Annotated in this window: 16 protein-coding genes; 9 read left to right on the forward strand and 7 right to left on the reverse strand. The window is 64.7% G+C overall.

Going from position 1 to position 19,467, the window contains the following annotated elements; all coding sequences use genetic code 11:
* Positions 1–76: 76 nt before the first annotated feature.
* Positions 77–1,039, forward strand: a complete 963-nt coding sequence (locus tag H143_RS20210; protein WP_019937637.1) for a LysR family transcriptional regulator — start codon at positions 77–79, stop codon at positions 1,037–1,039.
* Here the strand turns inward: H143_RS20210 and H143_RS20215 are convergent.
* The 6 genes from H143_RS20215 to H143_RS0107645 form a co-directional block, all read right to left on the reverse strand.
* A complete protein-coding gene (locus H143_RS20215; RefSeq protein ID WP_019937638.1) occupies positions 1,020–1,883 on the reverse strand; it encodes a methylated-DNA--[protein]-cysteine S-methyltransferase in 864 nt (287 codons plus the stop codon). The two genes, H143_RS20210 and H143_RS20215, sit on opposite strands and share 20 nt — an antisense overlap.
* A 50-nt stretch (positions 1,884–1,933) precedes the next feature.
* Positions 1,934–2,425 carry a MarR family winged helix-turn-helix transcriptional regulator gene (locus tag H143_RS0107625; RefSeq protein ID WP_019937639.1) on the reverse strand — a complete coding sequence of 164 codons (492 nt, stop codon included), beginning with the start codon at positions 2,423–2,425 and terminating at the stop codon, positions 1,934–1,936.
* Between the two features lie 13 nt (positions 2,426–2,438).
* Complete coding sequence (locus H143_RS0107630; protein ID WP_019937640.1) at positions 2,439–3,413, reverse strand: tripartite tricarboxylate transporter substrate binding protein; 975 nt, start codon at positions 3,411–3,413, stop codon at positions 2,439–2,441.
* 111 nt (positions 3,414–3,524) lie between these two features.
* Positions 3,525–3,704: a hypothetical protein gene (locus tag H143_RS0107635; protein ID WP_019937641.1), complete on the reverse strand. Its 180-nt coding sequence runs from the start codon at positions 3,702–3,704 to the stop codon at positions 3,525–3,527.
* A 20-nt stretch (positions 3,705–3,724) separates the two neighbouring features.
* Positions 3,725–5,326 (reverse strand): FAD-dependent monooxygenase, encoded by a 1,602-nt coding sequence (locus tag H143_RS0107640; protein WP_019937642.1) that lies wholly within the window; start codon positions 5,324–5,326, stop codon positions 3,725–3,727.
* Positions 5,327–5,483: 157 nt separating this feature from the next.
* Positions 5,484–5,981 carry an acyl-CoA thioesterase gene (locus H143_RS0107645; RefSeq protein WP_026349828.1) on the reverse strand — a complete coding sequence of 166 codons (498 nt, stop codon included), beginning with the start codon at positions 5,979–5,981 and terminating at the stop codon, positions 5,484–5,486.
* Positions 5,982–6,213: 232 nt separating this feature from the next.
* Between H143_RS0107645 and fdnG the strand changes: the two genes are divergently transcribed.
* From fdnG to H143_RS0107665, 3 genes are read left to right on the forward strand one after another with little or no spacing between them, the layout of a single operon-like run.
* Positions 6,214–9,276 carry a formate dehydrogenase-N subunit alpha gene (fdnG, locus tag H143_RS0107655; RefSeq protein ID WP_155803348.1) on the forward strand — a complete coding sequence of 1,021 codons (3,063 nt, stop codon included), beginning with the start codon at positions 6,214–6,216 and terminating at the stop codon, positions 9,274–9,276.
* Positions 9,277–9,287: 11 nt separating this feature from the next.
* Positions 9,288–10,184, forward strand: coding sequence for a formate dehydrogenase subunit beta (gene fdxH, locus H143_RS0107660; RefSeq protein ID WP_019937646.1), 897 nt, complete (start codon positions 9,288–9,290; stop codon positions 10,182–10,184).
* Entirely contained in the window at positions 10,181–10,804 is a 624-nt protein-coding gene (locus tag H143_RS0107665; protein WP_019937647.1) for a formate dehydrogenase subunit gamma, read from the forward strand. The genes fdxH and H143_RS0107665 overlap by 4 nt, the downstream gene beginning before the upstream one ends.
* A gap of 52 nt (positions 10,805–10,856) precedes the next feature.
* Here the strand turns inward: H143_RS0107665 and H143_RS0107670 are convergent, their stop codons facing one another.
* Positions 10,857–11,153, reverse strand: coding sequence for a hypothetical protein (locus H143_RS0107670; protein ID WP_155803349.1), 297 nt, complete (start codon positions 11,151–11,153; stop codon positions 10,857–10,859).
* A gap of 195 nt (positions 11,154–11,348) precedes the next feature.
* Between H143_RS0107670 and H143_RS0107675 the strand changes: the two genes are divergently transcribed.
* From H143_RS0107675 to selB, 5 genes are all read left to right on the forward strand, one after another.
* Positions 11,349–13,718, forward strand: a complete 2,370-nt coding sequence (locus H143_RS0107675) for an HAD-IC family P-type ATPase (protein WP_051094381.1) — start codon at positions 11,349–11,351, stop codon at positions 13,716–13,718.
* A gap of 77 nt (positions 13,719–13,795) precedes the next feature.
* On the forward strand, positions 13,796–14,665 hold the full coding sequence (locus H143_RS0107680) for an ADP-polyphosphate phosphotransferase (RefSeq protein ID WP_019937651.1): 870 nt from the start codon (positions 13,796–13,798) through the stop codon (positions 14,663–14,665).
* 459 nt (positions 14,666–15,124) lie between these two features.
* On the forward strand, positions 15,125–16,084 hold the full coding sequence (gene fdhE / locus H143_RS20225; RefSeq protein WP_019937652.1) for a formate dehydrogenase accessory protein FdhE: 960 nt from the start codon (positions 15,125–15,127) through the stop codon (positions 16,082–16,084).
* A complete protein-coding gene (gene selA, locus H143_RS0107690; RefSeq protein ID WP_019937653.1) occupies positions 16,081–17,517 on the forward strand; it encodes an L-seryl-tRNA(Sec) selenium transferase in 1,437 nt (478 codons plus the stop codon). Before fdhE ends, selA begins: the two co-directional genes overlap by 4 nt.
* On the forward strand, positions 17,514–19,433 hold the full coding sequence (gene selB / locus H143_RS0107695; RefSeq protein ID WP_019937654.1) for a selenocysteine-specific translation elongation factor: 1,920 nt from the start codon (positions 17,514–17,516) through the stop codon (positions 19,431–19,433). The genes selA and selB overlap by 4 nt, the downstream gene beginning before the upstream one ends.
* Positions 19,434–19,467: the final 34 nt, after the last annotated feature.

Here is a 19,467-nt window from a genome sequence, read left to right on the forward strand (position 1 = left end):
TGGGGGTCACTTTGCGCGCCCTCGATCTATCCATAAAGAGGCAATATTAGTTAGAACTTTCACTAAAATAGTGAAAATGATCCGCATAGACGACCTTTCCCTTTTCATTCGCTCGGCGGCCTTGGGCAGTTTTTCCAACGCCGCGCGCGAGGCCGATCTGCTTCCCGGGCAGGTCAGCGCCGCAGTCCTGCGGCTCGAGCGCGAACTGAATGTGCGCTTGTTTGCCCGTTCCACGCGCAGCCTGCGGCTGACCGGCGAGGGCGAGCGCTATTTGCCTTATGCCGAAGAAGTGTTGTCCACCCTGCAGGCCGGTCAGGATCGACTGCATGGGAACGGCGGCGAGCCCAGCGGCCTGCTGCAAGTGTCCGCGCCTTCGGACTTGGGCCGCAATGTGCTGCTTCCCTGGCTGACGCAATTTCGCCGCAAGCACCCCGCGCTGGTGCTGCGGCTGCAATTTTCGGATCATGTCGCCGATGTCTTTCGCGACCCGGTGGATGTAGCCATACGCTATGGCGGCCTGGACGATGCCAGCTATATCGCGCTGCCGCTGCTGCCGGACCTGCGCCGCGTGCTGGTGGCCTCGCCGGATTATCTGGCTCGCCATGGCAGGCCCAAGACCCTGGAAGATCTGGCTTCGCATTCTTGCCTGCTGTATCAGCTGGGCGGCCGCATCTACGACAAATGGCGGTTCCCGCTGGAAGGCGGCCGGCGTGTGGTGGCGGTCCAAGGCAAGCTCCATTCCGACGACGGGGACACGGTGCGCCGCTGGGCGCTGGCGGGAGAAGGGATTGCCTATAAATCGTGGCTGGATGTGCGCGACGACCTGCGGGCCGGGCGCCTGCAAGCCTTGTTGCCGAAAATCCCGTGCGACCCGACGCCGCTCTACTTCGTTTGCCCGCACCGCAAGCAGTTTTCGCCGGCGGTGCGGCAGCTGTACGACGCGCTCAGGGACCACTGCGGACAAATCATTGCCGAGTCGCGCGATACCGTCTCCAGTTCGGGCGGCCGCGCCGCGCGCGTCAGGCGGCGGTCTGCATAGCCTCTCTGTCGATCAACACCTGCTTGCGCGCCACGCCCCAGCGGTAGCCCGACAGATTGCCGTCGCTGCGCACCACGCGATGGCAGGGAATGGCCACCGCCAGCTTGTTGGCGGCGCAGGCGCCCGCCACGGCGCGCACCGATCTGGGCATGCCGATGCGCTGCGCGATTTCGGAATAGGTGGTGGTCGTTCCGGGCGCAATGTCGAGCAGCGCGCGCCAGACGCGTTCCTGGAAGGCAGTGCCGCGCACGTCCAGCGGCAGGGCCAGGCCCAGGCGCGGCGTCTCCACCATGCCTACCACTTGGGCGACCCATTGCTCGAATTCGGCGTCGGCACCGATCAGGCGCGCCCGGGGGAACTGGTCCTGCAAGCCCCGCACCAGGGCATCCGGGTTGTCGCCCAGGGAGATGGCGCAGATGCCGCGCGGGCTGCCGGCTACCAGGATCGCGCCCAGGCTGCACTGGCCCACGGCGAAGCGGATATCCGTATTGGCGCCGCCGGCGCGGTAGTCGCTGGGCCGCATGCCCAGCCGTTGCCCGGCTTTTTCGTAGAAGCGGCTGTTGGCGTTGTAGCCGGCCTCGAAAATGGCCTCGGTGATCGTGCCCTCGCCGGCCAACATGGCCCGCATGCGGCGCGCCTGGTCCGCCGCGGCATAGGCTTTGGGCGTAAGGCCGGTCTCGGCCTTGAACAGGCGGTGAAAATGGTGCGGACTCAAGCCCGCGTCGGCCGCCAGCTCGCTGAGACGGGGCGGTGTCTGCGCCGCTTCGATGCGGCGGCAGGCTGCGGCGATCAGGGCGGCATGTGGGGTGGCGTTCGGCATGATGGCTGCGGCTAAAGTGTCCATGGCGCTACTTTAGACATCAAGACCGGACCGGACACTCCGTTTCTTGCGTTTCAATCTTCCTGGGCCGCGTTCTCAAGCATATGGCGGCCGACGCGGTCCAGCAGGCTGCCCAGCTGATCCTGCTCGGCGGCGCTCAGGCAGCCGAAGATCTCCCGATTGCGCGCCTGGATCAGGCGGATGACGCGTTCGTACATGGCGGAACCCGGCGGCGTGAGGGTGAGCCATACGCCGCGCGCATCCGTGTGGCTGGTGGTCTTGTCGACCAGGCCGCGCTCGACCAGGCACTGCGCCGAACGGCTGGCCTGGCCCTTGTCCAGGTTGGCGGCGCGCGCCAAGTCCTTGACCGACAGGGGTTCGAAGCGGCCGATGGCCGCCAGGCAGCGCGCCTCGCCCAGCGGCAGTTCGAGCTGCTCCAGATAAGCCCGGTGGGTGTCGCGGTCGGACAGCTTGTTGACCACATGCAGCCGGTAGGTGAGGAACCGTTCCAGATCGGGCAGCCGCCCCTTGCGAGGTGTGCGTGCGGATGCGCGCGGGGAAGGCATGGCGGCTCGTTCCTTACTCGATAGTGATGTGGGCGTTCTGGATCACCCTGGTCCACTTGGCGCGTTCGGCGCGGGCGTAGTCGTCCAGCTGGCGCGGCGTGCTGGGCGTGATTTCCAGGCTCAGGGCCTTGAACTTGGCGATGACCTCGGGCGACTTCAGCGTTTCGTTCAGCGCCGCATTGAGCGTGTTGACGATTTCTTCGGGCGTGCCCTTGGGTGCGACCAGGCCCTGCCAGGCATAAGCCTCGAAACCGGGCAGGCCCGATTCGATCAGCGTGGGCACGTTGGGCAGGACGGGCAGGCGGGTCTTGCTGGCTACGGCCAGGGCGCGCAGCTTGCCGCTGGCGATGTACTGCTGGCCACTGGCAGAGTCCACGAACATCATCGGAACCTGGCCGCTCATCACGTCCTGGATGGCCGGCGCTGCGCCGCGGTAGGGCACGTTGATCAGGTTCAGGCCCGTGCGCAGCGCGAACAGCGCGGTGGCCAGATGGTGCGGGGTGCCCGTTCCCGGTGTGGCGTAATGCACGCCGTTTTTCTGCGCCTTGGCCCAGGTCATGAACTCCTTCATGTTGTGAATCGGGAGCGCAGGGTTCACCACCAGGATCAGATTAAAGCGCGCCATCATGCCGATGGGCGTGAAATCGCGCTGCGGGTCATAGCCCAGGTGCGGATAGAGCGGCGGATTGGCCGACAGCGTGGCGGTGTCGCCCGACAGGATGCTGTAGCCGTCGGGATTGGCGTGGGCGACGAATTCGGCGCCGATGGCCGTGGCCGCGCCCGGCTTGTTCTCGACGACGATATTCTGATCCAGGATCTTGGACATGCCTGCCTGCAGGGTGCGCGCCACGATGTCGGTGCCGCCGCCGGCCGGGTAGGGCACGATCCAGTCGATGGGGTGTTCCTTGGGAAAGTCGCTGGCGGCATGCGCCGGCGCGAGGCTGGCGGCCAATAGAAGCGCGGCGGCCGCGCGGATGAGGGTACGCATAGTCGTTTGTCTCCGAAGGTCTGTCGTTATCGTGTGATGCGGATATTGCTTGTGTGCGCAAGCATAGCCGGCTTGCGCAGCGAGCATTCGCTTTTCGGCGCTGCCCGAGGGTTAAGCCGAATGCTGCGCTTCGGCCTGTTCAATCAGCGCCAGCACCTGGCCCAGATCCGGGTTGCGGCGCATCAGCGACAGGCACAGCATGGAAAGGAACAGGGGCGATTTTTCCTGGCCCACGCGGGTCAGGGCGTGGGCCAGGGCGGTATAAGCGGTGTCCAGTTCGGCGCTGGTCATGGCGGGCGATCCTTGCTCGGTCAGGCGTAGAAGGGAGCGACGGCGGCCAGCGCGCTGGCCGCCGCGGCGGCATGGGTCCAGCGGCCCATGACGTAGCCGTCGGGGCGTATCAGGTACACGAGGCCGGGCTGCGCGCCGTAGTGCTTGCGCATCTGTCCATGCGGGTCGGCGTAGCCGCCTTCCCCGATGGCCACGACCTGAAAGGGCGAAGCCGTGCCGCGCGTCTTGTCTTGCAGCGCCTTGAGCTGATCCAGGCCAGGTGCCTCGCAGCCGGCCAGCGCGACGAAACCGCGACCGAATAGGCGGGTCAGATGGACAGGCTCGCCGTCCAATTCGAGCAGCGCCTCGGGCGCGGGCTGGCCAGGCGCGGCGGCGCTGCCGGCCGATGGCGCTGCGTCAGGCTGGTTCAGCTGCGAGTCCGCATAGGCGATGGGGCAAGACTGGCGCGGATTGATCAGTTCGCTCACGCTGGCATCGACCAGCGCCAGGCGCAGCGCGGCATCGCGCAGCAGGCGAAAGCCGTAGTCCGGCGGCGCCATGAACTCGGTGCTCTTGGCGCCGTATTCGATGTTCTGGCGCGTGGCGTGGACGCGCTCCTGGCTGTAGGTATCGAGCAGGCTTTCGGGCGCCGCGCCGCGCAGCACCCAGGCCAGCTTCCAGGCCAGGTTGCCGGCATCGTCCAGGCCCGAATTCAAGCCGCGCACGCCAAAGATGGGCACCAGGTGGCCCGCGTCGCCGGCGAACAGCACGCGGCCTTGGCGGTAGCTGTCCAGCGTCAGGCACTTGGCGTTGTAGATCGAGATCCACAGCGGCTTCCAGGGCGCGGTCTCGCCTATCATGTCCAGGTGGCTCTGTACGCGCGGCAGCACGTTCTCGGGTTTGACGGCCTGGACGGCGTCCTCGTCATCGCTGATCTGGTAGTCGATGCGCCAGACCTTGTCGGGCTGGCGGTGCATGAGGATGGTCGAGCCGGGATTGGACGGCGGATCGAACCAGGCCAGGCGCTCGACGGGGCGCTTGGTCTCTTGCTCGATGTCGACGATCACGTAGCGGCCCTCGTACTGCATGCCGTGCAAATGCAGTCCGAGCAATTCGCGCACGGTGCTGCGGCCTCCGTCGCAGGCCACGACCCAGCCAGCGCGCACGGTGCGCCGCCCGCCCGCGGTTTCGATGGCGACTTCGATGCCGTCGCCCAGGTCCTTGACGCCGCTCACGCGGCTGGACCAGGCGATGCCGGCCAGATCGCCGTGACGCTGCATGGCGCGGTGCGCGTATTCCTCGACATAGAACTGCTGGACGTTGACCATGGGCGCATAACGCTGCAGCGGGTCGCTGGGCATCTCGAAGTGCAGCACTTGCCTGTGGCGAAAGTAGCTGCGCCCGCCGGTCCAGGCCAGGCCCTTCTCGGACAGGGGCTTGTCGGCGCCCACCCAGCTCAGGATCTCCTGCGAGCGGCGCGACATGCAAATGGCGCGGCTGCCGGTGCAGTAGCCCTCGTCGGCCTCGACGGTCAGGCTGGCGATGCCCTGCTCGGCCAAAAGGGCCGCCAGGGTCAGGCCGACGGGGCCGCCGCCAGCGATGAGCACGGGTACCCGGTCGGGCAGGGGGGCGAAAACTTCCATGGTCCCATGTCTCCAGAATGTCTCGGCGGTCGTCGTGGCGCGACCGGGGAAACGTTGTTCTCTGGAGGAGACTATAAATTCAATTGGTTGCGTTTACAACCAATATGTCCGCTACGAGCATGCGGTTCTTGCCGCTTACGCTCCTGCTCCGGACGGCTCAATCGACGCCGTCGGGAAATCTCTGCACGATGGCCTGGTGGCGCTTTTCCATTTCCTCGCGCAGGGCGCGGCGCTGCTTGGCGCTCTCAAAGCGCTGCACTTCCTCCGGGTCGGTGGGCTTGAGCGCAGGCACCGCCGTGGTTTTGCCCGTGTCGTCGACCGCCACCATGGTGAAGTAGCAGCTGTTGGCGTGACGCACGCATTTCTTGCGAATGTCCTCGGCGACCACTTTGATCCCGATCTCCATCGACGAGCGGCCGGTGTAATTGACCGCGGCCAGGAAGGTCACCAACTCGCCCACATGTATAGGCTGGCGGAACATGACCTGGTCTACCGAGAGCGTGACCACATAGGAGCCGGCATAGCGGCTGGCGCAGGCATAGGCCACCTGGTCGAGCAGCTTGAGGATGGTGCCGCCATGCACGTTGCCGGCGAAATTGGCCGTGTCGGGCGTCATGAGGATGGTCATCGACAATTGATGGCTGGGAGTGTCCATTGGGTCGGCCCGCAGAGTGGAAAGCCGTTACTGTATAGGGCGGCCGGCGAGGCGTCGAGTGTTGCGGCGCAACATGAAAAAGACGGCGCGCGATTGGAAAATTCACCCTGCCGTTGATAGGGGCGCCCTATACTGGCCCGGTGTTTTGTGTAAGCAAAAGCCGTACCGCGTGGTCGAGCATCGCGCAACGCCCGCGCGGACAACCCATCATTCACCGAGAAGGGAGTGCTTCATGGTCAACATGAATCGCCGCCAGTTCTTCAAGATGACAGGGGCGACGTTGGCGGGTTCGAGTCTGGCCCTGCTGGGGGCTGCCCCCAGCAACGCGCTGGCCGAGGTGCGTCAGTACAAACTGACGCGCATGACCGAAACGCGCAATACCTGTCCCTATTGTTCCGTGGCATGCGGCATTCTGATGTACGGTCTGGGCGACCGCGCCAAGAACGTCGCGGCGAACATTGTGCACATCGAAGGCGACCCGGATCATCCCGTCAATCGCGGCACGCTCTGCCCCAAGGGCGCTGGGCTGATCGACTTTATCCACAGTCCCAGCCGGCTCATGTATCCCGAGTACCGCGCCGCGGGCTCGGACAAATGGACGCGCGTGTCCTGGGACGAGGCGCTCGATCGCATCGCCAAGCTGCTCAAGCAGGATCGCGACGCCAACTTCGTCGAAAAGACGGGCGATGGCAAGACAGTCAACCGCTGGTTGACCACGGGCATGCTGGCTGCCTCGGCGGGTAGCAACGAAGTCGGCTACCTCACTCATAAAGTCGTCCGCAGTCTGGGCGTTCTGGCGTTCGACAACCAAGCCCGTGTCTGACACGGCCCGACGGTGGCAGGTCTTGCCCCGACGTTTGGCCGTGGAGCGATGACGAACCATTGGGTCGACATCAAGAACGCGGACGTGGTGTTGATCATGGGCGGCAATGCCGCCGAGGCTCACCCCTGCGGCTTCAAATGGGTAACCGAAGCCAAGGCCCACAACAAGGCCAAGCTCATCGTCGTGGATCCGCGCTTCACGCGCTCGGCTTCCGTGGCGGATTTCTATGCGCCCATACGTACCGGCACGGACATCGTGTTTCTGGGCGGGGCCATACGCTACCTGCTCGAGAAGGACCAGATCCAGCACGAGTACGTCAAGAACTACACCGATTTCTCGTTCATCGTGCGCGAGGATTTCGCCTTCGACGAAGGCGTGTTCTCCGGCTACGAGGCCCAGAAGCATATGTACAACAGGGACTCGTGGGACTACGAGCGCGCAGACGACGGCTATGTGAAGACGGATCCGACCTTGCAGCATCCGCGCACGGTCTACCAGTTGCTAAAGCAGCACTACGAGCGCTATACGCCTGAGATGGTCGAGAGCGTCTGCGGCACGCCCAGGGAAAAATTCCTGAAAGTGTGCGACATGCTGGCTTCCACGGCCGTGCCGGGCCGCGCGGCCACCATCATGTATGCGCTGGGCTGGACGCAGCACTCCGTCGGCTCGCAGATGATCCGCACCGGCGCCATGTTGCAGCTGCTCCTGGGCAATATCGGCGTGGCGGGAGGCGGCATGAACGCTTTGCGCGGGCATTCGAACATCCAGGGCCTGACTGACCTGGGCCTGATGTCCAATCTGCTGCCCGGCTACATGACGCTGCCCAACGAGCCCGAGCAGGACTTCAACGGCTATATCGCGGCCCGGGCCCTGAAACCGCTGCGCCCGGGCCAGCTGAGCTATTGGCAGAACTACAAGAAGTTCCATGTGAGCTTCATGAAGGCTTGGTGGGGCGCTGCGGCGACCGCCGACAACAACTGGGCCTACGACTACTTGCCCAAGCTCGACAAGATGTACGACATGCTGCAGACGTACGAGCTGATGAATCAGGGCAAGGTCAACGGCTACATCTGTCAGGGCTTCAACCCCCTGGCGGCCGCACCGGACAAGGCCAAGATGCTGTCGGCCTTCTCCAAGCTGAAGTTCCTGGTCATCATGGATCCGCTGCGCACGGAAACCTCCGAATTCTGGAAGAACTACGGCGAGCACAACGACGTCGACTCCCGCCAGATCCAGACCGAGGTCTTTCGTCTGCCGACCACCTGCTTTGCCGAGGAGGACGGCGCGCTGGTCAATTCGGGCCGCTGGTTGCAGTGGCACTGGAAGGGCGCCCAGCCTCCGGGGCAAGCCAGGAGCGACATCGACATCATGTCGGGTCTGTTCGTGCGCCTGCGCGACATGTACCGCAAGGAGGGCGGCAAGTTCCCCGACCCCATCGTCAACCTGTCCTGGCCTTACGCCGATCCGGCCTCGCCCACGCCCGCCGAACTGGCCAAGGAATACTCCGGCCGCGCGCTGGCCGACCTGAAGGATGCGGCCGGTACGGTCACGCGCAAGGCGGGCGAGCAGTTGGCGGGTTTTGCCGAATTGCGTGACGACGGCACCACGCTGTCGGGCTGCTGGATCTTTGCCGGCGCATGGACGCAGGACGGCAACCTGATGGCCCGCCGCGACAATAGCGACCCGACCGGCATCGGACAGACGCTGAACTGGGCCTGGGCCTGGCCGGCCAACCGCCGGGTGCTCTACAACCGCGCTTCCTGCGACCTGACGGGCAAGCCCTTCAACCCCCAACGCGCGCTGATTTCCTGGAACGGCGCGAGCTGGAGCGGCGCCGACGTGCCTGACTTCGTCGTCACGTCCAAGCCCGCCGACGGCATGGGCCCCTTCATCATGAACCCTGAGGGCGTCGCGCGCTTTTTTGCCCGCGCGGGTATGGCCGAAGGTCCTTTCCCGACGCATTACGAACCGTTCGAGAATCCACTGGGCTACAACCCGGTCTATCCCAAGAACAAGGCGGTAACCAGCAATCCGGCGGCGCGCCTGTTCAAGGACGACCAGCAGGCCTTGGGTACGGTAGACCGATTCCCCTACGTGGCCACCACCTACCGGTTGACGGAACACTTCCACTACTGGACCAAGAACGTCCAGATCAACGCGATCCTGCAGCCCGAGCAATTCGTCGAAATCGGCGAGGCGCTGGCGCAGGAGTTGGGCATTCCCAACGGATCCATGGTCAAGGTTTCCTCCAACCGCGGCTACATCAAGGCCAAGGCGCTGGTCACCAAACGCATCAAGCCGCTCAAGGTCGAAGGCAGGACCGTGCATCACGTGGGCATACCCATACATTGGGGCTTCGTGGGCATCGCCAAGCCTGGCTTTCTTGCAAACACGCTGACCCCGTTCGTGGGCGATGCCAATAGCCAGACGCCGGAATTCAAGTCCTTCCTCGTGAAGGTCGAGAAGGCATAGGAGCGCAAGCCATGTCCCTGCAATCCCTAGACATCAAGCGGCTTTCGGCCACCACCACGCCGCCGCCCCAGGTGCGCGAGCCTGCCACCGGCGCCTTGGCCAAGCTGATCGATGTGTCCCAGTGCATTGGCTGCAAGGCCTGCCAGGCCGCGTGCATGGAGTGGAACGACCTGCGCGACGAGATCGGCACCAACGTGGGCGTCTACGACAATCCGGCCGACCTGACCGAGCACTCCTGGACGGTGATGCGTTTTGCCGAATACGAGGACGAGCAGGGCAACCTGGAGTGGCTGATCCGCAAGGACGGCTGCATGCATTGCGAGGACCCGGGCTGCCTGAAGGCCTGCCCTTCGCCGGGCGCCATCGTGCAGTACACCAACGGCATCGTGGATTTCCACGAGGAAAACTGCATAGGCTGCGGCTACTGCGTGACCGGCTGCCCGTTCAACGTGCCGCGCATCTCCAAGAAGGACAGCAAGGCCTACAAGTGCACGCTCTGCTCTGACCGCGTCGCGGTCGGCCAGGAACCGGCCTGCGTCAAGAGCTGCCCCACCGGCGCCATCACCTTCGGCACCAAGGATGACATGCACGCGCACGCGGCCGAGCGCATCGAGGACCTCAAATCGCGCGGCTTCGAGCATGCCGGCCTGTACGATCCGCAGGGCGTGGGGGGCACGCACGTGATGTACGTGCTGCATCATGCCGACAAGCCGCAGCTCTACCACGGCCTGCCGAAAGACCCGCGGATCAGCCCCATGGTGTCGTTCTGGAAGGGCATCGCCAAGCCGCTGGGCGTGGCCGTCATGGCCTTCTCGGCGTTGGCGGGGTTCTTCCACTATGTTCGCACCGGCCCCAACGAAACGTCCGAAGAGGATGAGCGCAAGGCCCAAGAGGAGACCAAATCATGAGTGGCGACCGCAAACTCATACAGCGCTACAGCGCCGACGAGCGCAGCAACCATTGGTTTACCGCCATCTGTTTCGTGCTGCTGGCGCTGTCCGGTCTGGCGCTGTTTCATCCGGCGTTCTTCTGGCTCACCAACCTGTTCGGCGGCGGGCCCTGGACCCGCATTCTTCATCCTTTCGTGGGCGTGGCGATGTTTGTCTCGTTCTCCATTTTTGCCGTTCGCGTGTTCAAGCACAACCGCATCACGGCCGCCGACCGGCAGTGGCTCGGACAGATCAAGGATGTGCTGGCCAACCGCGATGAGAAACTGCCCGAGGTGGGCAAGTACAACGCCGGCCAGAAGGTGCTGTTCTATGTGCTGATCCTGTGCATGATCGGGCTGCTGCTTTCGGGCCTGGTCATCTGGCGTGCGTATTTTTCGCTGTATTTTCCCATCGGCGTGATCCGTGCGGCGGCCGTGCTGCATGCGATCTGTGCCTTTGTCATAATCTGCTCGATCATCGTGCATATCTATGCCGCGATCTGGGTGAAAGGGTCGGTGCAGGCGATGGTGCGTGGAACGGTCACGCCGGGATGGGCGTGGAAGCACCATCGCCTGTGGTTCCGCGCAATGCGCAAATAATCGCGCGGCGCGTGCTTTGCCGCGCCCACGCAGCGTGGGCGCGCCGTTGTTTTTAGCCGCGCCGGTTTTTTCGACCAAGGGTGGCGGACCGGCGCACTTCTCCCCCATCGCTCTCCCAGATTTCGTCGAACTCGGGTTCGACATCGGACCCCTCTGGCGTGCGTGTTTTTTCCGATTGTCCGGCGTCGGAATATTCATGCATGACAGGCCGCTTCGGTGGCGGATCCTTTTTCGGCATTTCGCCGGATTTGTGCGCCCTCAGTATTTCGCGCTTGACCGGCTCGTCATGCGCCGCGGCGTCGGGTTTTGCCGAAAGGTGACTTGCTTGATGCGTTGCTGGCTTGTTCATACTGCCCTCCATGGGGCACTGAGCGCGGCGTGATTGCAGCGCTTTGCATGAACAATGACGACTTCTGCTCCGTCCATCTGTCCCATATCGGACCAAGGCAGCCCAATCCCCGTTCGTACGCTTTCGTACGGTTTGTCTTTGTGCACCGGCTTATTGTCCAAGTGAGAATCAACCCACAAAGAGAACGCCTACATCATGTCAGTGCCGACAATAAAGACTGCTTCTGCGTCTGTTTCGGCGAGTCCGCCGGAAACGCCGCCCGCGGGCGGCCTGAGCAGTGCCGAGGCGCGCCGCAGATTGGCCCAGTCCGGTCCGAACGCGACGCCGGATGCCTCGATCCATCCATTGCGCAGGGCGCTCGTGAAATTCTGGGCACCGGTTCCGTGGATGCTCGAGGCCGCCATCGTGCTCGAGTGCGCCCTCGGGAAATTCGTCGAGGCGGCGGTCATTGCGGGACTGCTCGTGTTCAACGCCGCGCTCGGGCTCTTTCAGGAAAGCCGGGCGCAGGCGACGCTCAAGGCGTTGAAATCGCGGCTTGCGCTCAACGCTTCGGTGCAGCGCGACGGAGTATGGTCGAGCGTGCCGGCCGCGGATCTGGTCCCGGGGGACGTGATCAAGTTATCGCTGGGCGCGGTGGTGGCTGCCGACGCGAAGCTCACTTCGGGCAATGCGCTGCTTGACCACTCGATGCTCACCGGCGAATCGGTGCCGATCGAAGCCTCAGCCGGCGTGCAAACCTATGCCGGCGCGCTGGTGCGCCGCGGCGAAGCGGTGGCGGTGGTGACCGCGACCGGGGTTCATACCCGCTTTGGCCGCACGGCGGAGTTGGTCCGCACCGCGCATGCGTCAAGCTCGCAGCAGAAGGCGGTGTTGCTGGTCGTGCGCAATCTGGCGATCTTCAGCGGCGTAGTCATTGCGATGCTGTTTGCTTGGGCTTTGTACCTTCACATGCCGACAGTGGATATCGTGCCGCTCGTGCTGACAGCCGTGCTTGCGTCGATTCCCGTGGCCTTGCCGGCCACCTTCACGCTGTCGGCTGCGCTCGGCGCGCGCGCCTTGGCGGGACGTGGCGTATTGTCCACGCGCCTGGCCGCCGTAGACGAAGCAGGCACCATGGATGTGCTGTGCGCCGACAAGACGGGCACCTTGACGCGCAACGCGCTGACGGTCACGACCGTGCGGCCGATGCCCGGCTTCGACAACCAGCACGTCTTGACGCTCGCGGCGCTGGCGAGCGCAGAAGGCACAGGCGACCCGGTCGATATGGCGATTCGCGCAGCCGCCGCGGGCCAAGGTACCCCCGATGTGCCGAAACTGACCCGATTTACCGCTTTCGATCCGGACAAAAAAACGTCCGAGGCAAGCGCGACCGATTCAGCCGGCAATGTTCAGCGGATTGTGAAGGGTGCTTTCGCGGTCGTGGCAGGGCTTGCTGAGCCATCCCCGACCGCGGCAACGCCGGTCAATGAACTTGAGGCTCAAGGTTTTCGGGTGCTTGCCGTGGCCGCAGGCGCGCCTGCGGCCTTGAAACTGGTCGGCCTGATCGCGTTGAGCGACCCGCCGCGCGAAGATTCGGCCGCGCTCGTTACCGAACTTCATCGCCTTGGAGTGCGCGCTGTAATGGTGACTGGAGACGCGCCAGCCACCGCGGCCATCGTTGCCCGCGCGGTCGGCCTGGATGGCGCGGTCAGTCCACCGGGGCCGATTCCAGAGGGTGTCAGGCCGGAATCATTCGCGGTCTTCGCCGGCGTGCTGCCGGAGGATAAATACAAACTCGTCAAGGCTTTCCAACAGGGCGGGCACGTCGTTGGCATGTGTGGCGACGGCGCCAACGATGCGCCCGCGCTGCGTCAGGCGCAAATGGGCATCGCGGTGTCGACGGCGACCGATGTGGCCAAATCCGCCGCCGGGATGGTGCTGATCGAGCCGGGGCTCGCCGGCATCGTGGCGGCGGTCAAGGAGGGTCGCGTCACATTTCAGCGCATTCAGACTTATACGCTGAACTCGATCATCAAGAAGATCACGACCGTTCTTCTTCTGGTGTTCGGACTGGTCATGACTGGGCACGCGGTCCTGACGCCGCTATTGATGGTGATCCTGATGATTACCGGCGATTTTCTCGCCATGTCGCTGACGACGGATAACGTCAATCCTTCGACGGCACCGAATACATGGCGCATCGGCAATCTGACGCTCGCGGGTACGGCCGTCGGCATCGCACTGCTGGCGTTTTGTATTGCCGTACTGGCAATGGGCAAGTTCGAGATGGCTCTTGATGCGGGCGCGCTTCAGACCTTGACTTTCGTGGTCCTGGTATTTAGCGGCCAGGCGACCTTATACGCCATTCGCCAACGCCGCCGCATGTGGGGTGCCCGGCCCAGCCTCTGGCTGATCGCCTCGTCGGTCATCGACGTCGTGACCGCCGTGGTCCTTGCCGTGGGCGGGTTCGCGATGACGCCGCTGTCCGCCATGCTGGTGGCAGGGGTGTTCATCGCGGCCGTGATTTATTCGCTTGTTCTGGACGCGTTGAAGATTCCAATTTTTTCCCGCCTGAAAATTGTGTAGAACGCGATGACCTTCCCGTCTTAGACGGGGCATGCGATAGAAGGGCGGCAGCCGACTTGACTAGGGATGGTATTGAGATGAAAACAGGATCGGAAGATTTCCGTGTGCAAGAGGGCGATGACGTCAGCCTCGAAAAATGGCCCACCATGGTCGACCCCCTGTACAGTTCGAAAGAGGACTATCAGAAAATGCTGGCCGCGCATGTGGCGCAATTGAGTTCGCTGCAGCAGCTGTTCTACGCATCGAATCGCCATGCGCTTTTGCTGATCTTCCAGGCCATGGACGCGGCCGGAAAGGACGGCGCGATCAAGCATGTGATGTCGGGCGTGAACCCACAGGGCTGCCAGGTCTTTAGCTTCAAGCACCCCACGCCGGTCGAGTTGGAGCATGACTTTCTCTGGCGCACCACCCGCGATTTGCCGGCGCGCGGGCAGATCGGCATATTCAATCGTTCCTACTACGAGGAGGTGCTGATCGTGCGCGTCCACCCGGAGATTCTGCTTGGCGAGGGCTTGTCGGATGTTTCGCTCGGCGACGGATCGGTCTGGCAAGATCGGTATCGGTCGATTGTCGATCTGGAGCGCCACCTTGCGCGCAACGGAACGCGCATTATCAAGTTTTTCCTGCATCTCTCGAAGGCGGAACAGCGCAGGCGCTTTCTCGCGCGCATCGACGATTCGGACAAGAACTGGAAATTCAGCGCGGCAGACGTGACGGAGCGCAAATTCTGGAAGCAGTATATGAAGGCTTACGAACAATGCCTTGGCGCGACCAGCACCCACGACGCGCCCTGGTTCGTCGTGCCGGCCGATGACAAGAAGAATGCGCGCCTGATCATCTCTCGCATCGTATTGGATGCGCTCGAATCGTTGAAGATGGCCTATCCGAAATCCACCGCGAGGCGGCGGCGAGAATTGCAGGAAATACGCAAGGAGCTTGAGCAATGATGTCTGGGACTCGATTCCCGGCATAAATGAAAGGTATGGCAGGAGTGTCTTGCGTCGAATTTCCCTGCACATCCGGGGCGCAGGGATTCAATACACCGAGCAGAGTCCTTGCCCTTGAGATTTCTTCCGATCTGCTCGGTCCCTTAGTGCGGCGCGGGCGTCTGGGTCATTTCACCGCGGGCAAGGCAGATGCCCGGCAGGATCGGCAGCCAGAATGGCATGCTTGGCGCGCGCGAGTGGCGTGACGACAAGGGCCGTCGCTATCGGTGCGCTCGGCAGATGCAGTATGCCTGCCGACGCCGACTCGAATGTTCTCAGGCCCAATGGAGTCGGACCGGTCGTGGCAACCATCGAGACAATCGCGAAGCGGGTGAAAAACGCCCAAGGCGCCCGACCGAATCCCGCCTATACTTTTACGGCCGTCATGACTGACGGCCGTATTCATTTCCGGAGATTGCCTTGCAGCGCATTCTTTCCCGCGGCGAAATCGAAGACCTCGATCACAATTCCATCGCCCGCGTGAGATTGCCCACGCGCGATTCGGTGTTCGCCACGCGCGCGGCCCGGCTGCGCAAGCTGGCCCAGGACAGCCCGGTGGCCGATTATCTGCACCTGATGGCGCACGTGGCCGATGCCCAGCAGGCGGTGCTGGCCGGATGCCAGGCGCCGGGGGCCTGGACTCAGCAGATCGAACGGGCGCAGGCGCACGGCATGCCGCCGCTGCAAGCCGTGGGCTACAGGCGTGATCCGCTCTGGACAGGCCTTTTGCGCCAGATATTGATGCGGCTGGAGATGACCGCCGGCGTGCCTGCCGAGGCGATCGAGGTCTGTCGCGACTTGCGGCGCGCCCTGCAGGAGCAGCCTGACGCCATCGAGGCGATGGCCGACGCGGTTCTGGCAGAGCGCGACGGCGAAGTCGACAGCGCCGCCGCGCCTTTCATTGCGGCGGCGTTGCAGGTCTATTGGACGGACCTGGCCGGTCGCTTCGATGCCAGGCAATTGCCGGTGGCCAGCCCCTTCGGGGTTTGCGCCGTGTGCGGCAGCCTGCCCGTGGCCAGCGTGGTGCGCGTGGGCGGGCAATTCGACGGCTACCGCTATCTGTGCTGCGCGCTGTGCGCCAGCGAATGGCATCTGGTTCGGGTCACGTGCTCGCACTGCGAGGATACCGAGACGGTGGCCTATCACGCCATTGAGGGCGGCGCGCAGGCCATCCGCGCCGAATCCTGCGACAAGTGCCATACCTATCGCAAAATTTTCTACCAGGAGCAGGACTTCGACGTCGAGCCGGTGGCCGACGATCTGGCCAGCCTGATGCTCGACGTGCTGATGGGCGAAGCCGGCTACATGCGCGCCAGCGGCAATCCCCTGCTATGGCAGGACGAGGATGGCGAAGGCGGCGAGCAGGCCGGCATGTTATGACGGCGCCGTTTTTTCCCGGAGGCGATAGCGCGCCGGCGGCGCCCGCCGATCTCCCGGCGCTCGATCGGGTGCTGGCCGCCGCGTCGGCGCAGGCCCTGCTCGATGCTTTCGGACGCGCGCGGGTCGTGGCGGCACTGCGGGATCGCATGGCCGCCTTGCGCGCCGATGCGCTGGCCGGCCGCATGCCGGCCGCAAGCGCCCAGCCCGAAGCGATCTTGCGGGAAGCGGGAGAGGCCTTAAAGCGCGATTCGCAGCCTCGCCTGCGGCCGGTCTTCAATCTTACGGGTACCGTGCTGCACACCAATCTGGGGCGCGCCCTGCTGCCCGACGAAGCCGTTCAGGCAGTGGCGCGCGCGCTGACCGCGCCGGTCAATCTGGAGTTCGACCTGCAGGACGGCGGCCGCGGCGACCGCGACGATGTGGTTGAAGGGCTGCTGCGCGAACTCACGGGCGCCGAGGCTGCCACCGTCGTCAACAACAACGCGGCAGCCGTGCTGCTCATGCTCAATGCCCTGGCCGACAAGCGCGAGGTCGTCGTCTCGCGCGGCGAACTGGTCGAGATCGGCGGCGCTTTTCGCATCCCGGATATCATGAAGCGGGCCGGCGCCAGGCTGGTCGAGGTGGGCACCACCAATCGCACCCATGAGGCCGACTACGAGCAGGCCATCGGCCCGCGCACGGCCATGTTGATGAAAGTCCATTGCAGTAACTACGCCGTTACCGGCTTCACCAAGAGCGTGTCCGTGGCCGAAACGGCGCGGATCGCGCACGGTCGTGGCCTGCCCGCGACCGTGGACCTGGGCAGCGGCACCTTGATCGATCTTGTGCAATGGGGTCTGCCGCGCGAGGACACGGTACGCGACACGGTGTTGGCCGGCGCCGACCTGGTCACCTTCAGCGGCGACAAGCTGCTGGGTGGGCCGCAGGCCGGTCTGCTGGTGGGACGCGCTGACCTGATACGCAAAATCAAGAAGAATCCGCTCAAGCGCGCACTGCGTGTAGGCAAGCTCACCCTGGCCGCGTTGGAGCCGGTGCTGGCCCTGTACCGTTCGCCCGAGTTCCTGGCCGAGCGCCTGACCACGCTGCGCCTGCTCACGCGGCCGCAGCGCCTGATGCAGGCCGCTGCCGAGCGTCTGCGCGACATCGTGCAGCACGCGGCAGGCCCGGCCTACCGGGTCCAAGCCGCGGCCATGTTCAGCCAGATCGGCAGCGGCGCCTTGCCGGTGGACCAGTTGCCCAGCTGCGGCCTGTGCATACGCCATCTCGGTCCAGGGCGACCGGGCCGCCATCTGGTTCGCCTGGAGGCCGGGCTGCGCGGTTTGCCGCGCCCGGTCATCGGCCGTCTGGACGATGACGCCCTGTGGCTGGACCTGCGTTGTCTGGAAGAGCGCGACGAAGCCGAGTTCTCGGCGCAGTTGGCCCATTCTCTATGATCATCGGCACCGCGGGCCATATCGATCATGGCAAGACCACGCTGGTTCGCGCGCTGACCGGCGTGGATACTGACCGACTGAAGCAGGAGAAGGCGCGCGGCATATCCATCGAATTGGGCTATGCCTATGCGCCGCTGTCCAACGGCGATGTGCTCGGCTTCATCGACATGCCCGGCCACGAAAAGCTGGTGCACACCATGGCCGCTGGCGCCAGCGGCATCGATTTCGGCCTGTTGGTGGTGGCGGCCGACGACGGCGTCATGCCGCAGACGCGCGAACACCTGGCCATTCTCGAAATGCTTGGCGTGGATCAGGGTGCCATCGTCCTGACCAAGACCGATCGCTGCGACGAACCAGATCGGCGGCACGCCGAAAGCACCGTTGCGCAATTGGTGGCTGGCACCTTCCTGCAGGACGCACCGGTTTTCGCGACCTGGGCCCATGAGCGGGGCGACGCAGGCGTGGCCCGGCTCATGGCCTACCTCGACGCCCAGGCCCGGGCCAGGCCTGCGCGCAGCGCCACGGGCCTGTTTCGCCTGGCCGTCGATCGCGTCTTCACCCTGGCCGGCCACGGCACGGTGGTGACCGGTACCGTGCATGCGGGCCAGGTGAGGATCGATGAGGAATTCGAGGCGGATCTGTGTCTGATGCCTGCGGGTACGCGGGTACGGGTGCGAAGCATCCACGCGCAGGATCGGGTCGCTCTGGTCGGCATGGCGGGACAGCGCTGCGCCTTGAACCTGCCCGGCATCGACAAGGACGCCATCGCGCGCGGCGACTGGATTGCCGATGCGCGCAGTTTTCTGCCTTCGCGCCATGTCGATGTGCAAATGCAATGGCTGGCCTCGGCTGAGGGGCCGCTGCGGGTCTGGGCGCCGGTGCATGTGCACATCGGCGCGGCGCATTACATGGCGCATGCCGTGCCGCTCATGCCTGACACGCTGGCGCCGGGGCAAGGCGGCAGGGTGCAGCTGGTATTCGACGCACCGGTCTGTGCCGTGCCGGGCGACCGCTACATCGTGCGCGATGCGCAGGCCTCGTGTACGGTGGGAGGCGGGGTGGTGCTCGATCCCAATGCGCCGGACCGCAAGCGTCGCACGCCGCAGCGCCTGGCCTGGCTGGACGCGGTATCCGACTGCCTGGCCGGACAGGGGCTGGACGCCGTTCTGCGGCATGCGCAGTTCGGCCTGGACGAGGCGGCCTTGCAGCGGTTTTGCGGCCAACACGTCGAAGCGGTCGCGATGCCGGTCGGTGCGCGCTGGGTATCGGCGCGCGGGCCGCGCATCCTGATTCTGGACAACCATTGGGATGCCTTGTGCGCGCGCGCGGTGGACGCGCTGGAAGATTTTCATCGGCAGTCGCCCGACGAGCCCGGCCTTGACGCAGCGCGCTTGCGCCGGATCACCGCGCCGGCAACGCCCGGTTCCCTTTGGCGCGCCGTGATCGAACGCCTGGTGCGCGAAGGCACTGCCCTGCGCAACGGGTCCTGGCTGCATCGCCCCTGGCATGCGGCCGTGCTGGATGGGCCGCAGGCCGAGCTGGCGGCGAAAATCCTGCCCCTGTTCCAGGCGGGCGCCTACGATCCGCCCTGGGTGCGCCGCATCGCCCGCGACTTGGGCGAACCCGAGGAGCGCGTGCGCGACCTCATGCGCAAGCTGCTGCAACGTGGCGAAGTGGTGCAGATCGTCAAGGACCTCTACTATCATCGTCAGCACGTCGAGACCCTGGCCGCGCTGGTGGCCGGCCTTTGCGCGCAGAAGGGCAGCGCGCAGGCAGCCGAATTTCGCGATGCGGCCGGCCTGGGCCGCAAGCGCGCCATCCAGATCCTGGAATTCTTCGACCGCGTCGGCTACACGCGCAGGCTGCGCGATGCCCATGTGCTGCGCGAGGACGGTACGGTATTTCGCGGCACCTGATTCCAGGCGCCCGGGACGGGTATTGCACAATAAC

Origin of the sequence: Bordetella sp. FB-8 (assembly GCF_000382185.1) — a bacterium.
Lineage (GTDB): Bacteria > Pseudomonadota > Gammaproteobacteria > Burkholderiales > Burkholderiaceae_B > Bordetella.